This is a genomic window from Pelagibius marinus (genome assembly GCF_014925385.1).
In the GTDB taxonomy this organism is placed as follows: Bacteria; Pseudomonadota; Alphaproteobacteria; order Kiloniellales; family Kiloniellaceae; genus Pelagibius; species Pelagibius marinus.
In genome coordinates, this window is sequence record NZ_JACSDK010000019.1 from 49318 (window position 1) to 65956 (window position 16639).

Annotated in this window: 14 protein-coding genes; 5 read left to right on the plus strand and 9 right to left on the minus strand. The window is 63.7% G+C overall.

The window, feature by feature from the left end; genetic code table 11:
* Window positions 1–37: 37 nt before the first annotated feature.
* The 4 genes from H7X47_RS23395 (at window position 38) to H7X47_RS23410 (ending at window position 5987) form a co-directional block, all read left to right on the plus strand.
* Window positions 38–1288: an NAD(P)/FAD-dependent oxidoreductase gene (locus H7X47_RS23395; RefSeq protein WP_193371193.1), complete on the plus strand. Its 1251-nt coding sequence runs from the start codon at window positions 38–40 to the stop codon at window positions 1286–1288.
* Window positions 1289–1378: 90 nt separating this feature from the next.
* On the plus strand, window positions 1379–3601 hold the full coding sequence (parC, locus tag H7X47_RS23400) for a DNA topoisomerase IV subunit A (RefSeq protein WP_193371194.1): 2223 nt from the start codon (window positions 1379–1381) through the stop codon (window positions 3599–3601).
* Between the two features lie 253 nt (window positions 3602–3854).
* Complete coding sequence (locus H7X47_RS23405; protein WP_319633670.1) at window positions 3855–4400, plus strand: TRAP transporter small permease subunit; 546 nt, start codon at window positions 3855–3857, stop codon at window positions 4398–4400.
* 3 nt (window positions 4401–4403) lie between these two features.
* Entirely contained in the window at window positions 4404–5987 is a 1584-nt protein-coding gene (locus tag H7X47_RS23410; RefSeq protein WP_193371195.1) for a TRAP transporter large permease, read from the plus strand.
* Window positions 5988–6134: 147 nt separating this feature from the next.
* On the opposite strand, the gene H7X47_RS23415 is transcribed toward H7X47_RS23410, so the two are convergent.
* The 7 genes from H7X47_RS23415 to motA form a co-directional block, all read right to left on the minus strand.
* On the minus strand, window positions 6135–7127 hold the full coding sequence (locus tag H7X47_RS23415; protein WP_227010743.1) for a TRAP transporter substrate-binding protein: 993 nt from the start codon (window positions 7125–7127) through the stop codon (window positions 6135–6137).
* A 305-nt stretch (window positions 7128–7432) separates the two neighbouring features.
* The gene (locus tag H7X47_RS23420; protein WP_437126589.1) at window positions 7433–8155 is read right to left on the minus strand and encodes an arginyltransferase; all 723 of its coding nucleotides are present in this window, start codon (window positions 8153–8155) and stop codon (window positions 7433–7435) included.
* A 121-nt stretch (window positions 8156–8276) separates the two neighbouring features.
* A complete protein-coding gene (locus tag H7X47_RS23425; RefSeq protein ID WP_193371197.1) occupies window positions 8277–9257 on the minus strand; it encodes an alpha-E domain-containing protein in 981 nt (326 codons plus the stop codon).
* Window positions 9258–9265: 8 nt separating this feature from the next.
* Window positions 9266–10654: a circularly permuted type 2 ATP-grasp protein gene (locus H7X47_RS23430; protein WP_193371198.1), complete on the minus strand. Its 1389-nt coding sequence runs from the start codon at window positions 10652–10654 to the stop codon at window positions 9266–9268.
* Window positions 10655–10895: 241 nt separating this feature from the next.
* A complete protein-coding gene (locus H7X47_RS23435) occupies window positions 10896–11387 on the minus strand; it encodes an RDD family protein (RefSeq protein ID WP_193371199.1) in 492 nt (163 codons plus the stop codon).
* Window positions 11388–11443: 56 nt separating this feature from the next.
* Window positions 11444–12439, minus strand: a complete 996-nt coding sequence (locus H7X47_RS26395) for a flagellar motor protein MotB (RefSeq protein WP_319633671.1) — start codon at window positions 12437–12439, stop codon at window positions 11444–11446.
* A gap of 15 nt (window positions 12440–12454) precedes the next feature.
* Entirely contained in the window at window positions 12455–13318 is an 864-nt protein-coding gene (motA, locus tag H7X47_RS23445) for a flagellar motor stator protein MotA (RefSeq protein ID WP_193371200.1), read from the minus strand.
* A 200-nt stretch (window positions 13319–13518) separates the two neighbouring features.
* Between motA and H7X47_RS23450 the strand changes: the two genes are divergently transcribed.
* Window positions 13519–14004 (plus strand): flavin reductase family protein, encoded by a 486-nt coding sequence (locus H7X47_RS23450; protein WP_193371201.1) that lies wholly within the window; start codon window positions 13519–13521, stop codon window positions 14002–14004.
* A gap of 18 nt (window positions 14005–14022) precedes the next feature.
* Here H7X47_RS23450 and H7X47_RS23455 read toward each other — a convergent pair whose 3' ends face one another.
* Both H7X47_RS23455 and H7X47_RS23460 read right to left on the minus strand, forming a co-directional pair.
* Window positions 14023–15195 carry a trans-sulfuration enzyme family protein gene (locus H7X47_RS23455; protein ID WP_193371202.1) on the minus strand — a complete coding sequence of 391 codons (1173 nt, stop codon included), beginning with the start codon at window positions 15193–15195 and terminating at the stop codon, window positions 14023–14025.
* Between the two features lie 5 nt (window positions 15196–15200).
* Window positions 15201–16583 (minus strand): pyridoxal-phosphate dependent enzyme, encoded by a 1383-nt coding sequence (locus H7X47_RS23460; protein WP_193371203.1) that lies wholly within the window; start codon window positions 16581–16583, stop codon window positions 15201–15203.
* Between the last annotated feature and the right edge of the window lie 56 nt (window positions 16584–16639).

Consider the following 16639-nt stretch of genomic DNA (forward strand, 5'->3'; position numbering starts at 1 on the left):
ATTCCAGATCAGAACCGGTTTATCGATCCCTTCAGCGATGACGTCTCAAGATAAAGATCCTGTTGTTGTTATTGGCGCGGGCATCGTCGGCGTTTGCTGCGCGCTCTACCTGCTGCGCGACGGCCACCGCGTGGTCCTGGTCGATCGGGGCGCGCCGGGGGAGGGCACTTCCTTCGGCAACGGCTCGATCATCACGGAAGAAGCCGTGGTGCCGGTCCAGACACCGGGCGTGGCGCGCAAGGTGCCGGGTATGCTGGCCGACCCCCTGGGGCCTCTGGCGATCCGCTGGTCCTATCTGCCGAAGATCGCGCCCTGGCTGGTCCACTTCATCCGTTCCAGCAGTCCGCAGCGGGTGGAGGAAGTCTCCGTCGCCCTGGCGCAGCTGCTCGAGGGGTCGTTGAAAGCCTATGAGCCGCTGGTCGAGGCTGCAGGTATCAGCGATATGATCCGGCGCTCCGGCTGGGTATCGGTCTACGAGACCGAGGCCGGCTTCAAGAGCTACGAACCGATGCTGGACCTGCAGCGGCGCAGGGGCGTCAACTTCGAGGTCCTGCCGGCGGAAGAGCTGCGGCAACTGGAGCCCAGCCTCGCGCCGATCTTCTGCCGGGGGGTCTTCTATCCGGACGTGGCGCACACGGTGAACAACTTCCGCTTCGTCCAGGAGCTGGCGGCGGCATTTGTTCGCCTCGGTGGAGAGATCCGTCAGCAGTCGGTGATCGGTTTCCAGCAGGGCGACGCCGGGGTCACCGCCGTCGTCACGGAGGCCGACACGATTGCCTGCAGTGGCGTCGTCATTGCCGCCGGGGCCTGGTCGAAGACCCTGGCCGTCATGCTGGGATCCCGGCTGCCGCTGGATACCGAGCGTGGCTACCACCTGACGTTGCCGCATGCGGGCGCGGACCTGCGGCTGCCGGTTTACTCGACCGAGCGCGGGTTCGTCTGCACCCCGCTGGAACACGGCTTGCGGATCGCCGGGACGGTCGAACTCGGCGGGCTGGAGGCGGAACCGAACTGGCAGCGCGCCGAGGTCCTCTACCGCAACGCCAGCCGCTGGTTTCCGGGTCTCGATCGGCGCGAGGAAAGCCGCTGGATGGGCTACCGACCCTCCATGCCCGACTCGGTTCCGGTCATAGGCCCGTCTCCGCGGCACCGCAACGCGATTTTCGCCTTCGGCCACGGGCACTGCGGCTTGAGCCTGGCCGCGCGTACCGGTGGACTGGTAGCGGCCTTGCTGGCGGGGCGGGACCCGGGCATCGACTTGCGGCCCTATCGTCCCGATCGCTTCTAAAAATCCGCAGTTTTCTTGGGCAATCTGTTGCTATCGCCGGGCTGATCACTACTATATTTGGTAGTCTTTCTCGGAGTCGTGAACCCCTCTATGGCCTCCTCGCCAGCTGGTGAAATCCGTGACGTGAAGCTCTCCGACGCCCTGTCGGAGCGCTATCTCTCCTACGCCCTCTCGACCATCATGGCGCGCTCGCTGCCTGACGTGCGCGACGGTCTGAAGCCGGTCCACCGGCGCCTGCTGTTCGCCATGCGGCAGCTGCGACTCGACCCCAACACAGGGTTCAAGAAGTCCGCGCGCGTCGTCGGTGACGTGATCGGCAAATTCCACCCGCACGGCGATCAGGCGATCTATGACGCCCTGGTGCGCTTGGCCCAGGATTTCTCTCTGCGGTTCCCGCTGATCGACGGGCAGGGCAACTTCGGCAATATCGACGGCGACAACGCCGCGGCCATGCGCTACACCGAGGCGCGCCTGACCGAGGTAGCGGCGGCGATGCTGGAGGGCATCGACGAGGACGCCGTTGACTTCCGCTCGACCTATGACGGCGAGGCGGAAGAGCCCGTGGTCCTGCCGGGGGCCTTTCCGAACCTGCTGGCCAACGGTGCGCAGGGGATCGCTGTCGGGATGGCGACCTCGATTCCCCCGCACAACGTGGGTGAGATCTGCGACGCGCTGCTGCATGTGATCAAGGCGCCCAACGCCACCATCGACAAGCTGGTGGACCTGATGCCGGGCCCGGATTTCCCGACCGGCGGCATCCTGATGGAAGCCCGGGAAAGCATCGTCGAGGCCTACAAGACGGGCAGGGGCTCTTTCCGGCTGCGTGCCCGCTGGGAGACCGAGAAGATCAAGGGCGGTGGCTACCAGATCATCGTCACCGAGATTCCCTTCCAGGTCCAGAAATCGCGCCTGATCGAGAAGATCGCCGAACTCCTTATGGCCAAGAAGCTGGCCATGTTGGCCGACGTGCGGGACGAGTCGACCGACGAGATCCGCCTGGTCCTGGAGCCGAAGAGCCGCAACGTCGACCCGGAAGTGCTGATGGAATCGCTTTTCCGTCAAACCGAGTTGGAGACCCGTGTCGGGCTCAACATGAACGTGCTGGACGCCGACAACACGCCGCGGGTGATGGACCTGCGCGAGGTGCTGCGCGCTTTTCTGGATCACCGCCATGAAGTCCTGAAGCGGCGCACTCAGCACCGCCTGGACAAGATCGCCCATCGCCTCGAAGTTCTCGACGGCTACCTCATCGCCTACCTGAACATCGATGAAGTGATCCGGATCATCCGCGAGGAGGACGATCCCAAGGCGAAGATGATGAAGCGCTGGAAGCTGACCGACATCCAGGCCGAAGCGATCCTCAATATGCGCCTGCGGGCTCTGCGCAAGCTGGAAGAGATCTCCATCCGTGAAGAGCACTCTGCCCTGTCGAAGGAGCAGAAGGAGCTCAAGCAGCTGATGAAGAACGAGCAGAAGCGCTGGGCGGTGATCGGCGAGCAGGTGAAGGAGATCAAGGCGAAGTTCGGTGGCAAGACGCCGCTGGGCGCCCGCCGCAGTGAGATCGGCGCGCCCCCCGCCGAGGTGGTCATCCCCCTGGAGGCCGTCGTCGAGCGCGAGCCTGTAACCATCCTCTGCTCCGACAAGGGGTGGGTCCGGGCCCTGAAGGGGCACCAGGAGGACGTTTCCGACGCCAAGTACAAGGAGGGCGACCGGGAGCGCTTCGTGGTTCTTGCCCAGACGACGGACAAGCTGCTGGTCTTCGCCACCAATGGCCGCTTCTACACGCTGGGCGTCGACAAGCTGCCGGGGGGGCGTGGCTTCGGCGAACCGCTGCGCCTGATGATGGGGCTTCCCAACGACCAGGACATTGTCGCCCTGCTGGTCCACCAGCCGGGTCGGAAGCTGTTGGTGGCGTCCTCCGACGGGCGTGGCTTCCTGGTGCCCGAGGACGAGGTCGTGGCCCAGACCAAGAACGGCAAGCAGGTCATCAACCCGGCCCAAGGGGTGGAAGCCGCGGTCTGCCGTCCGGTCGAGGGCGACCATGTGGCGGTGATCGGCGAGAACCGCAAGTTGTTGATTTTCCCGCTAGACGAGCTACCTGAGATGACGAGGGGCAGGGGGGTCATCCTGCAGAAGTATAAGGACGGCGGCCTTTCCGATGCTAAGACTTTTGTCCTGAAGGAGGGCCTGAGCTGGGCCGCTGGGGCGGGGCGGCTGCGCACGGAAACCGACCTCAGGGCCTGGCTGGGTAAGCGTTCCCAGGCAGGTCGTTTGCCCCCCAACGGATTCGCCAGGTCCAATAAATTTGGGTGATTTTCGGCGATTCGCCATTGTCGTTGCCGCTTGCGCAGCCTATAAGCGCGGTCAACAAAGCGAACCAATAATCTTCGAACAGGAACCGATGGAGACCGGCGAGGGGCCGGAACATTCCACGAGCAGGTAGGAAAATCAGCGCGTTCCCGGCATTTCTCTACTGGGCCGGCTTTCCGCGATATCGCGGTTTGGCCGGAGAGAGGCCCCGGGTCGCTGGTTTGATGGATGTCCAGAGTGGGGCTGTGACAGGAAAGTGAACGGGCTCATCGCCTTCGTCAATCTGGTGGACCGGCTGAACGAGAGGGTCGGTCGCGGTGTTGCTTGGCTGACGCTGCTGATGGTCATGATCACCTTCGTTGTGGTGATCCTGAGGTACGTCTACGCCATCGGCTGGGTCTGGCTGCAGGAATCTTACGTGTGGCTGCACGGCGTGGTCTTCATGATCGGCGCCGGTTACACGCTTCTGCACAACGCCCACGTCAGGGTCGACATCTTCTATCGGCCGAGCAGCGCGCGCTACAAGGCGGTCATCGATCTCTTCGGTTCTTTCCTCCTGTTGCTGCCGGTCGTCGCCGTCGTCACCTATGCCAGCTATGACTTCGTTGCGGATTCATGGGTCCGGCTGGAAGAGTCGCGCGAAGCGGGCGGCCTGCCGGGCCTCTTCCTTCTGAAGTCGGTCATCCTTCTGTTCTGCATCTTGATCGGACTGCAGGGGCTGTCCCTCGCGGCCAGAAGCTACCTGGTGTTGATCGGGCACCCCGAGTTCCAGCCCGAAGAAGAAGAAACAGAGCCGATTTAAGCAATGGATCCCGCACAGCTTGGGGAGATCGTCTCCCTCGTCATGTTTGCCGTCGCCTGCGTGGTCCTGCTGCTGGGGTATCCCGTGGCATTCACCCTGGGCGGCGTTGCCTTGCTTTTCGCCTTCGCCGGTCTGGCGTTCGGCATCTTCGACCTGCGGCTCCTGGGGGCCCTGGCCTCGCGCTACTTCGGTGTCATGTCAAATGAGCTGTTGGTGGCCGTGCCCCTTTTCGTATTTATGGGCGTGATGCTCGAGCGATCGAAGATCGCCGAGGAGCTGCTGGAAAGCATGGGGCTAATGTTCGGCAAGCTTCGCGGCGGTCTCGGCCTCTCGGTTATCTTTGTCGGTATGTTGCTGGCGGCCTCCACCGGCATCGTCGGCGCCACCGTGGTCACCATGGGCCTCCTATCACTCCCGGCCATGCTGAAGGCCGGCTATGATCCCAAGATCGCCTGCGGGACGATCTGCGCCTCTGGCACCCTTGGCCAGATCATTCCCCCCTCAATTGTTCTCGTTCTTCTTGGCGACATTCTGCAGGGGGCGAATACCGAAGCGCAGCTGGCCCTTGGAAACTTCGCACCGGACCCCGTCTCGGTCATCGATCTATTCGCCGGCGCTTTCCTGCCGGGCATGATGCTGGTCGGCCTCTACATGCTGTGGATCCTGTTTTCCGCCTGGCTGCGGCCCAAATCCTGCCCACCGATCCAGCGCAGGGAAGGCGATACGGAACGCTTGGGCGCGCGCGCCCTGCGGGTGCTACTGCCGCCGGGAGCGCTGATCGTGCTGGTGCTGGGGTCAATTCTGCTGGGGGTCGCGACGCCCACGGAGGCCGCCGCCATCGGCTGCATCGGTGCGCTGTTGCTGGCGGGCAGGGCGGTCGCTGAGGGCGAGGGGCAGGCTTGGCCGGTATACCTGGGCGGCGGCTGCATGGTTGCCCTGGTGCCCTTGGTGACCCTGTTCGACCTGCGCATGCAGCGTGACGTGGTGCCCTTTGCCGATGGCGCGGCGGCGGTGGTGGCCGGCGTGTGCATTCTGGCGATGTTCTTCGGGGTGGCCGTCTCTCTGAAGCGCGTCTATCGCAGCGGCATTCTGGTCGAGGTGATGCGGTCCACCACGAAGATCTCGGCGATGGTTTTCGTGATCCTTCTGGGCGCCTCGGTTTTCTCGCTGGTCTTCCGCGGCCTGGGCGGCGATAAGATCGTCGCCGACGTTCTGGCATCCATGCCGGGCGGCGCCTTCGGCGCCATGTTCGTCGTGATGGCCCTGATGTTCGTCATGGGCTTCTTCCTGGACTTCATTGAGATCGTCTTCGTGGTGGTTCCCATCGTCGGGCCGGTGCTGCTGGCCATGGGCCTGGATCCGATCTGGCTGGGCGTAATGATCGCGGTGAACCTGCAGACTTCCTTCCTTACGCCGCCCTTCGGCTTCGCCCTGTTCTACCTGCGCGGAGTGGCGCCACCGGAGGTCACCACGATGGATATTTATCGCGGCATCATGCCCTTCGTCCTGATCCAGATCCTGGGCTTGGCGTTGATTGCGACCTTTCCGGCGCTGGCGACCTACCTGCCGGCAGTTCTGTTCGGCTAATCGAAGGCCGAGATCAACCGCGAAGCAGCATGTCGGCGCTCGTCAAGAGGGCGTTTTCTCAGATAGGAAAAAGGCCGGCGGGGATGTCCCCGCCGGCCTCTTTTTTTGTGCCCGCCTCTAGAATACAGCGCGGGCGCCATTCGGTTCCTATTCGACCCACTTAAACGGCAGGCCGCGGGCGTTGTAGAACGCCTGCTCGGAGACCTTCGCATAGGCGATGGCTTGTTTGCGGAAGGTGGTGATGGAATCCATCACTTCACGGCTCAGCGGGTCGGCGGCCGCGAGGTCACCGATCACCTTGCCGGAAAGGCCGCCCAACGCATTGAGCACCTCGTCCGGGAACTTCTTCAGGATGACACCGTGCTCGCTCACCAGGGTGTTGAGCGCGCCGTTGTTCTTGGCGACGAACTCGTTGAGCACAAAGGTGTTGGCAAAGGCATTGGCGGCGGCGACGACCGCTTTCAGGTCATCGGGCAGCTTCTCCCACGCCTGGAGGTTGATGAAGTTGTCCAGCAGCGTCGCCGGCTCGTGCCAGCCCGGGTAGTAGTAGAACTTGGCGCTCTTATAGAGGCCGAAGGCAAGATCGTTGTAAGGCCCGACCCATTCGGTGGCGTCGATGGCACCGGACTGGAGGGCCGGCGGGATCTCGCCGCCGGGCAGGTTCACGACGTTGCCGCCCGCGGCCTTGACGACTTCACCGCCCAGGCCCGGGATACGCATCTTCAGGCCCTTGTAGTCCTCGAGGGAGTTGATCTCCTTGTTGAACCAACCGCCGGCCTGGACGCCGGTGTTACCTGAGGCGAAGAACTTACAGCCCAGTTCTCGGTAGATCTTGTCAGCCAGATCCTGGCCGCCGCCGAACTGGATCCAGGCGTTCTGCTCCTGGGCGTTGAGGCCGAAGGGGATGGACGCGATGAACTGGCTGGCTGGCACCTTGCCCTTCCAGTAGTAGGGCGCGCCGTGACCCATTTCGATGGTGCCGCTGGAGACGGCGTCCATGGTTTCGAAGGCTGGAACGATCTCGCCGCCGCCGAAGACTTCCACCGTCAGTTTGCCGCCGGAGGCCGCGCCGATGAATTCCGCCAGCTTGTTGGCGCCGGTGCCCAGGCCAGGAAAGTTCTTGGGCCAAGTCGTTTGCATACGCCATTTCATGAGGCCCTGCGAGATCGCAGGCGCCGGGAAGCTGGACGCGGCGACCGCGCCCGTTGCGGCAGCAGTGGTAGCCGCCCGCTTGATAAATTGACGACGTTTCATTCCAATCCTCCCCGAAGTGGAAAATCAAACAACAGACTTCTCGCAAGGGGCCATTCGTTGCAGCCCGAATCGGAGTTCGTTTTTTAGACCGATCAAGTGAGGAGCGAGCATAGGCGGCGCTGAGCGGCTGTGCAACTGAGGCGATCAATGATAGGGCGGATGGGTTCCCGGCACCTGCTCTGGGGGGAAGATTAGGCGGGCAGCCTGCGCCACCCCTTGTCGCCAAGGCCTTCCAGGGGCTGGAAGCGGGTCTTATAGGCCATCTTGCGGCTGTGGTCGATCCAGTAGCCGAGGTAGACATGGGCCGCGCCGTGGCGCCGGGCCGCGTCTATCAGCCACAGGACGACGTAGGTGCCAAGGGAACGGCGCGCGGAATTCGGCTCGAAGAAGCTGTAGACGGCGGAGGGGCCATCGGCCAGCCAATCCAGCAGGCAGACCGCGATCAGGGCGCCGTCGGGCGTGCGGAACTCGGCCAAGCGCGTGTCGATATCGCTCGATTCAACCATCGAGCGATATTCCTCTTCCGTCATTCCGGCCATTTCGCCATCGCCGTGGCGGGAAGAAATATAGCGGCGGAAGAGAGCGAACTGCTCGTCCGTCGCCTTGGCCGGCACCATGCGGACAGAAAGGTCCGTATTGGCCCGATGGATGCGGCGCAGGGACTTGCCCGCTTCGAACTCGCTCACGACGACCCGGACCGGCACACAGGCGTTGCAGTGGCTGCAGGCGGGCCGGTAGGCGAAGCGGTGGCTGCGGCGGAACCCCGCAAGACTGAGCACGTCGTAGGTGGCCTGGGCCTGGGGGCCGCTGATCTCCGTCAGCAGCTTGTTTTCCAGACGGCCCGGCAGGTATGGGCAGACGTTCGGCTCCAGAACGTAGTAGCTCTGGAGCGGCCCAAAAGCGGCGGGATCCAAGGCCTTCAGCCGTTCAGTGGTGCGCTCTGCCTTCATCGGATTAGTGTGCGCGGCCAAGGCCGCCCCGTCCAGCCCCTCTGAGTTGCCCTTGGTGCCGCTTGACCGGACGGACGGGGCGGGGCTAGTCGGCAGCCTGGCCCTGTTCGCTCAGGGCCGGATAGCCGAAATAGGCGGCACCCAGTTCGCTGTGGATGCGGATGAGCTTCAACTGGACCCAGTCGATGAACTCATGCAGTCCCTTGTCGATGACCTGGTCGATGGTGATGTCGTCCAGCACGGAGCGAAGTTCGTCCAATTCCTCCAGTGCCTCGGCGCCGCCGATGAGGCGGTAGGTGGAGCGCAGGTGACTGAGGCGGTTGGAGATGTCATGTACGCAGGCCTTGACCGAGCGGGGAAAGCGGCTGTGGAACAGCAGGAAGCCGGCGACATCGGCCTGCGTCATGCCGCTGGGCTGAACCCGGCGGAAGGCATGGTAGCCGGCCGCTGAGCGCAGGACGGCGTTCCACTGGCTGACATCGAGCGGCGAGCCGACGGTCTCTTCGTTCGGCAGCAGCAGGTGATATTTTACATCCAGCAGGCGGGTGGTCTGGTCCGCGCGCTCGATGGCCCGGCCGATCTGGTAGAAGAACCAGCTCTCGTCGCGATAGAAGGTGCCTTCGGTGATGCCGGTATGAGTCTGGCAGGCTTCCTTCACCTGGTTACAGAAGCGTGCCAAGCGTGGCTCGCTCAGAGCCTCCCGCGGCATGGTCTTCAAGGTGTTGGAGAACATGTTGAGCTGGATCCACATCTCCGTCGAAATCAGCGGGCGCAGCGTCCTGGCGTTGCCGCGGGCCAGGTTGACGGCGGAGATGATCGAGGAGACGTTTCGCTGGTCCAGGGTGTAGAAGTGGATGACGGAGTCTGCATCGGCATCGTCGTGATGTTCGAAGAAGCGCTCTTCGTCCCGGTTGATCTGCAGGATGGAGCGCCAATTCTGCCAGCCGCGGCTGTCCCGGCTGAAGGTCTCATTCACATCGAGGATACGCGCAAGGTTCTCCGCGCGCTCGACATAGCGCGCCAGCCAGTAGATCGACTCGGCGTAGCGTGACAGCAGTCTATGCAAAGATCCCCCTATTCAAGGACCCAGGTATCCTTTGAGCCTCCGCCTTGGGAGGAGTTGACGACAATCGATCCCTTGGTCAGGGCGACGCGCGACAGTCCGCCCGGCAGAACCCAGGTCGACCTGCCGGTCACAGCAAAGGGCCGCAGGTCGACGTGGCGGGCCTTGATCCCATCGTCGGTCAGGGTGGGGCAGACTGAAAGATTTATCATGGGCTGCGCGATGTAGTTTGCCGGGTCGGCGCTCACGTCTTCGCGGCACTTCTCCAGCTCTCGTTTGCTGGCGCGCGGGCCGATGGTGATGCCGTAGCCGCCGGACTCACCTACCGGCTTCACAACCAGTTTGTCGAGATTGGCGAGGGTATAGGCCAGGCCTTCCGGCTCGCGACAAATGTGCGTATCGACGTTGGCCAGGATCGGCTCTTCATCCATGTAGTACTTGATGATTCTCGGGATGTAGGCATAGACCGCCTTGTCGTCGGCGACGCCGGTGCCGATGGCGTTGGCCAGGGACACATTGCCTTTCGCGTAGGCGCGCATGAGCCCTGAGGCCCCCAAGACGCTGTCCGGATTGAAAACCTCAGGGTCCAGGAAATCGTCGCTGACGCGGCGGTAGATCACGTGGACCGGGTCCAGCCCGTTGATGGTCTTCATGTACACCTTGTCGTTCTCCACGACGAGGTCGCTGCCCTCCACGAGCGGCACACCCATCTCGCGGGCCAGGAAGATGTGCTCGAAGTAAGCGGAGTTGTAGGTGCCCGGCGAGAGCAGAACGACCTGTGGGTCGCTGACACCGGCGGGTGCCGTATCTACCAGGGCTTCGTGCAGCTTCTGGCCATAATTGGACACCGGCCGGATGCCGATGTTGCTCATCAGGTCGGGGAAGCTGCGCAGCATGAGGTGGCGGTTCTCCACCACATAGGACACGCCAGAGGGGCAGCGCCCGTTGTCTTCCAGCACCACGAACTCGCCGTCGTCCCCCCGCACCAAGTCGGTCCCGTTGATGTGGACGTAGGTGCCGAAGGGGACATCGATGCCCTCCATCTGGGGGCAGTAGTTCTTGTTGCCGAGGACCAGATCCTTGGGGACCACGCCGTCCTTCAGTATCTTCTGGTCGTGATAGATGTCGTGCAGGAAGAGGTTCAGCGCGGTCACCCGCTGGGTCACGCCTGTCTCTATCGTCTCCCAGGCCTTCGCCGAGATCACGCGGGGAATGACATCGAACGGCAGGATGCGGTCGATGACGTCTTTTTGGGTATAGACCGTGAAGGTGATGCCGAAGCTGTAGAGCTCCAGCTCCGCGTCGCGGGCCCGCCCGCGCAGATCTTCCAAGTCCAGGCGGTTCAGGCGCTCTCGTATGGACAGCGTATGGTCGGCAGGCTCTTCAGCACCGCCCAGCATCTCGCAAAAGAAGCCATCTGGATCGTAGGCACTTAGGGGTCCCGACGCCGTAAGGGGCGTACTAGCCAAGTATGATGCTCCCTGTTTTCACAGTGTCCTGCTGGCCTTTTCTGCGCGGGCCTATATTCAGGATCTCTAACAACGCTTGGATTATTGCAGCGAATTGCGGTGGCTGGCCAGCCTTCAATGCGAAGGATAGGTCCGGCTCGGGGGGTCGCCCGCTCACAAACGACCCTGCGGTTCAGGGCTGACGGCGCACTACCAGGGTGCCCGCCAGGATGTCGTGCAGGGCCCTGTTGCGGTCGGTGAACAGAATGACCAGGAGGATCAGCCAAGCCGTCAGGGCGATGGAGACATAGAAGAGGATCACCACCAGCACAGCCTGCAGGGGCTCTACGGGCTTCCCGCTCCAGTCTCTCAGCTCCAGGTCGAATAGCCCCATACCCGGTGTGGCACCGCGGGTTGCCAGGAAGTAGCTGTGATACAAAAGCGGCCAAAGTGCCATGACGATGACCGCCAGCGGGCTCAGCAGGCCGAAGGTCAGTGCGCCGGCAATCGACAGAGCGAAGCCGAGGCAGAGGCCCAGGACGGCGATGATGAAGACATCGACCAGGTAGCCAAGGCTCCGCCGCAGGACCACGCCGGCATAGAGTTGCGGAGCGGCAGAAGGCAGGGGAGGCCGTCCGGACCAGGCCGGCGGCCGCGGGTCACCGCTGGCGTCGTCAGCAGACATGCCGTCAGCCTAGGCCGGTTCTCCCAGGCGACGCAAGGCCTGCAGGAGCGCCGGCGTCAGTTGTCGGACTGGTAAACCGGGGCTTCGCTCTCGGGCGCCTGACGCAGCAGGACGATCGAAATGCGCCGGTTGCGCGGTGAGAAGGGCTCGTCGGGCACCAGGTGCTCCTGGTCGGCCCGGCCCACCACGGAGGCGATGCGCGAAGCCGGCAGGCCGGCGGCCAGCAGGGCGCGGCGGCTGGAGTTGGCGCGGTCGGTCGACAGCTCCCAGTTGGAGTAGCCGTTGTCCTTCGAGTAGGGCGTCGAGTCCGTGTGCCCCTTGATGGCCACGGGATTGTCGAGCTTCTTGATGGCATCGGCGACCAGCGCCAGCAGGCGCTGCGTGTGCGGATACATCTCGGCCTTGCCGGAGGCGAACATAGAGCGGCCTTCCTGATCGATGATCTGGATCCGCATGCCCTCCGGGGTCTGGTCGACGATCAGGTTTTTGGAGAAGTCGCTGAGGTCCGGAATCGATTCCAGCGCCTGACGCAGCTCAGCCTCGGCGGCGGCGAAGCGCTCCTGCTCCAGCTCCCGGGCCAGGCGGTCGACCTCTTCGCGGTTGACGTCCTGGTTCGGGTTGTCCGCCGTCTTGCTGAGGCGCTGGCCCGACTGGGTGTCGTCGGCGGGGTTCTCCACCTGGGTGGGACTCTGCTCTTTGGTGTCGTCCTTGGCGCCGGGCAGGGCGACGGTGATGCCGATTGGCGAGGTATCGTTCACCAGGGCGCCGTCGGTGGTCATGCTGCGCCCGCCCATGACGCCGCCGGAGCCGCTGTCGCTCTGCGAGACGCTGTCCGGATCGAGAGAGGTGATCGGCGAGAAGTACTCGGCGATACCCTTACGTTGTTCTTCAGTCGTGGCGTTCAGCAGCCAGAGCAGCAGGAAGAAGGCCATCATGGCGGTGACGAAGTCGGCATAGGCGACTTTCCAGGCGCCACCGTGGTGTGCGCCACCGCCACCTTTCTTCACCTTCTTGATGATGATGATTTGAGCTTCGTCGTTTCCTGCTGCCACGTTCCTGGCTCCCCTTTAGCCGGGGGGCGGGAGGGCGGAGACCGCGTCTTCGACCTCGTAGAAGGTCGGGCGGTCGTGCGAGAGCAGCGCCTTGCGGGCGAATTCGACGGCGACCGCCGGTGGCGAGCCGTGCATGTGCGCCAGCAGAGCCGCCTTGATACAGTGGAGATACTTGATCTCCGCGTTGTAGACCGACTGCGCCTTGGTGGCGGTCGGCCCGAGAAAGCCGTAGGAGATCCAGACGCCGAGGAAGGTGCCCACCAAGGCGCCGCCGATCAGCTTGCCCAGGACCTCGGGCGGCTCGGTGATCGAGCCCATGGTCTTGATGACGCCCAGCACCGCGGCGACGATGCCCAGCGCCGGCATGCCGTCTGCCATGGTCTGCAGCGCGTGGGCGACTTCCAGGTGCTCGTGATGGACGACCTCGATCTCCTCGTCCATGAGGGTTTCCATCTCATGGGGATCCTCGGAACCGAGGGTGAGCATGCGCAGGTAGTCGCAGAGGAAGACCACGGCGGTTTCGTTCGCCATGACGCCGGGAAACTGGGCGAAGAGTGCTGAATCTTGCGGATTTTCGATGTGCTGTTCCAGGCCCAGATTGCCCTTGGTCTTGGCGACCTTGAGAATCTGGTAGAGCAGGCTGATGAGCTCTATGTAGTTCTCTTTTTTGTACTGGGAGCCCTTGAAGACCTTGCCGACAGCGGTGCCGGTGTGCTTCACAACGGAGGCGGGGTTGCCGATGACATAGGAGCCGATGGCGGCGCCGATGATGATCACCCCCTCAAAAGGCTGCCACAGTACCCCCAGCTTGCCGCCCATCGCGGCGTAACCGCCGAGGGTACAGCCGATAACGATCAATATGCCTACAATAAGCCCCATGGAGCCCCAATCCGCGCACAATCCGCCGTCAAGCCAACCGCCTTCCGGAGGCGGCCTTCGAAGGTGGCCGATTTAAGTTAAGAAGTGGTTTAGTTTGGCGCCTAATGGGCCGGAAATGATTGGTTTGTGGTGGCTTTTGGGCTTTCCCTGGCATTAAGATCCGGCCGGCCAGCGATGCGAGCAGACGACCCGATGGTACGATGACTTTTGATTCTTCCGCCTTCCGCCGGGCTCTGGGCAGCTTCGCGACCGGTGTGGCTGTGATCACGGCGCGCGATCCCGCCGGGCAGAACCGCGGGATCACCGTGAATTCCTTCTCCTCGGTCTCCCTGGATCCGCCCCTGATCCTCTTCTGCCTGGACAAGGCGGCGCTGAGCTTCGACACCTTCCGGCTGGCCGACAGCTTCGCGGTGAATGTCCTGGGCGAGCACCAGCACGAGCTGTCGGTGCGCTTCGCGACGGCGGCGATCGACAAGTGGGACGGCGTCGGCTACGACCTCTGGCCCGGAAACCTGCCGGTTCTGCACGACTGTCTGGCCAACCTGGCCTGCCGGCGCGAAACCCTCTACGAGGGCGGCGACCACGTCATTATTCTCGGCCGGGTCGAGCGGCTGCAGACTGCCGGGGGCGGTGATCCCCTGGTCTACTACCAGAGCGGCTACCGCTCCATCGGGCCGAACGTCTAGGCGGCGGCCCGGGTGGCCTCAAGCGAGGGCGTTCTGCAGGTCGGCGATGAGGTCGTCGGCGCTTTCGATTCCGACCGAGAGCCGTACCAATCCGTCACTGATGCCCAGGGCGGCCCGGTTCTCCGGGGGGATGGAGGCGTGGGTCATGATCGCCGGGTGCTCGATCAGGCTCTCGACACCGCCCAGGCTCTCAGCCAGGGCGAAAAGCTGGACCCGCTCGAGGAAGCGCCGGGCGTCGTCCAGGCCGCCTTTCAGGATCGCCGTGACCATGCCGCCGGGGCCGTCCATCTGCTGCTCGGCCAGTGCGTGCTGCGGGTGGCTGGGCAGGCCGGGATAATAGACCTTCTCCACCTTGGGATGGCTTTCCATGAACTCGGCCACGGCCTGGCCGTTGGTGCAGTGCCGTTCCATGCGCAGCGCCAGTGTCTTCAGCCCGCGCAGAGCGAGGAAACTGTCGAAGGGGCCCTGGACCGCACCCACTGCGTTCTGCAGGAAGGTGAGTTGCTCGGCCAGTTCTGCGTTGTCGCCGACGACCAGCACGCCGCCGACCATGTCAGAGTGGCCGTTCAGGTACTTGGTGGCCGAGTGCATGACCACGTCGAAGCCGAGTTCCAGCGGCCGCTGAATCCAGGGTGTCGCGAAGGTGTTGTCGCAGGCCGCCAGGATGCCGTGCTTCTTGGCCAGTCGGGCGACCGCTTCCAGATCGACCAGCTTCAGCAGCGGGTTGGTCGGAGTCTCGACCCAGATCAGTTTGGTCTGCGGCCGGATCGCCGCCTCCAGCGCACCGATGTCGGTCATGTCGGCATAGGTGAAGTCGAGGCCGGCCGAGCGGCGGCGTACGCGCTCGAAGAGGCGATAGCTGCCGCCATAGAGGTCGTCCATGGCGACCACATGGGCGCCGCTGTCCAGGCAGTCGAGCAGGGTGGCGATGGCCGAGAGGCCTGAGGCGAAGGCGAAGCCCTGCTCGCCGCTTTCCAGGTCCGCAATGCAGCGCTCGTAGGCCATGCGCGTGGGGTTCTGCGAGCGGCTGTACTCGTAGCCCTTGTGGACCCCCGGGCTCTCCTGGGCGTAAGTCGAAGTGGCGTAGATCGGCTGCATCACCGCGCCGGTCGTCGGGTCGGGAGACTGGCCGGCGTGGATCACACGGGTGGCGAAGGCAGGCCGGTTGCGGCTGCGGTGCGAGTCGGGCATGGGGTCTATTTCATCCGTCGGCGGAGGTGATTGAGCAGATCGATCCGGGTAATGAGGCCTAGGAAAGTACCGTTTTCGATGACGATGGCCACATGGTCCTTGGCGAAGATCGGCAGCAGGGTATCGATCGGCTGGTCGGGGGAGATGGTTTCCAGCTTCGACGTCATGGCGCTGGATACCGGATCCTTGAAGCGCTCGTCGTCCTTGAAGACCTTCAGCAGGATGTCGCTTTCGTCGAGAATCCCGACGACTTTGCCGGCCTTGTCGAGCACCGGCAGCTGCGAGATGTCGTAGAGCTTCATGCGGCCATAGGCGATCAGCAGATTGTCGTCGGCGCCCGCCGTCACAGTGCCGTGCTCGTCGTGGCGCCGGCTGATCAGGTCGCGCAGGTCGCCCTTCTGCTCGCGTTCTATGAAGCCCTGGTCGATCATCCAGTAGTCGTTGAACATCTTCGAGAGATACTTATTGCCGCTGTCACAGACCAGAGTGACGACGCGCTTCGGTTCGCTCTGTTCACGGCAGTAGCGCAGGGCGGCGGAGATCAGCGTGCCCGAGGAAGAGCCGGCGAGGACGCCTTCGCGCAGCAGCAGCTCGCGGGCCGTCAGCAGGGCTTCCTTGTCCGAAATGACATAGGCCTTGCGCACCCGCGACAAGTCGGCAACGTCGGGCAGGAAGTCCTCACCGATGCCCTCGACGATCCAGCTGCCGACGTCCTCGCTGATGTTTCCGGTTTCGACGTATTCGGCCAGGATCGAGCCCTGCGGGTCGGCCAGCACCATCTCGGTCTTGTCGGAGACTGAGGCGAAGAAGCGGGATAGCCCGGTGATGGTGCCGCCGGAACCGACGCCGCAGACCATGGCGTCGACGTCGTGCCCCATCTGCTCCCAGATCTCCGGCCCGGTGGTCGTCTCGTGAGCGAGGGGGTTGGCCGGGTTGGCGAACTGGTTGATGAAGATGGCGCCGGTTTCATCTGCGATACGCTGGGCCATGTCCTGGTAGTATTCGGGGTGGCCCTTACCGACGTCGGAGCGGGTGAGGATCACCTCCACCCCCAGGGCGCGCAGGTGGAAGATCTTCTCCTGCGCCATCTTGTCGGGCACCACCAGTGTCAGATGATACCCTTTTTGCGCGGCGACCAGTGCCAGGCCGAGACCGGTGTTGCCGGCCGTCGCCTCGATCAGGCGGCCGCCGGGCTTCAGGCTGCCGTCCCTTTCGGCGGCCTCGATCATCGACTTGCCGATTCTGTCCTTGATCGAGCCGCCGGGATTTTCGCTCTCGAGTTTCAGGAACAGGCGGCAAGGACCGGTATCCAGGTGGGATACCTCCAGCATCGGCGTGTTGCCGATGCGCTCCATAACGCTGTGAAAGACGGCGCCGGACGGGGGCATTCACGGTTCCTCCAGAATTGGGCGGCGACCCAGCCTGCTATCCCCTACGGGATCAC

Coding starts and splice junctions, on each gene's coding strand:
- H7X47_RS23460 (WP_193371203.1), bottom strand. CDS start 16,583: ATGCCCCCGTCCGGCGCCGTCTTTCACAGCGTTATGGAGCGCATCGGC.
- H7X47_RS23435 (WP_193371199.1), bottom strand. CDS start 11,387: ATGTCTGCTGACGACGCCAGCGGTGACCCGCGGCCGCCGGCCTGGTCC.
- motA (WP_193371200.1), bottom strand. CDS start 13,318: ATGGGGCTTATTGTAGGCATATTGATCGTTATCGGCTGTACCCTCGGC.
- H7X47_RS23415 (WP_227010743.1), bottom strand. CDS start 7,127: ATGCAAACGACTTGGCCCAAGAACTTTCCTGGCCTGGGCACCGGCGCC.
- H7X47_RS23430 (WP_193371198.1), bottom strand. CDS start 10,654: ATGCTGGGCGGTGCTGAAGAGCCTGCCGACCATACGCTGTCCATACGA.
- parC (WP_193371194.1), top strand. CDS start 1,379: ATGGCCTCCTCGCCAGCTGGTGAAATCCGTGACGTGAAGCTCTCCGAC.
- H7X47_RS23455 (WP_193371202.1), bottom strand. CDS start 15,195: ATGCCCGACTCGCACCGCAGCCGCAACCGGCCTGCCTTCGCCACCCGT.
- H7X47_RS23450 (WP_193371201.1), top strand. CDS start 13,519: ATGACTTTTGATTCTTCCGCCTTCCGCCGGGCTCTGGGCAGCTTCGCG.
- H7X47_RS23395 (WP_193371193.1), top strand. CDS start 38: ATGACGTCTCAAGATAAAGATCCTGTTGTTGTTATTGGCGCGGGCATC.
- H7X47_RS23410 (WP_193371195.1), top strand. CDS start 4,404: ATGGATCCCGCACAGCTTGGGGAGATCGTCTCCCTCGTCATGTTTGCC.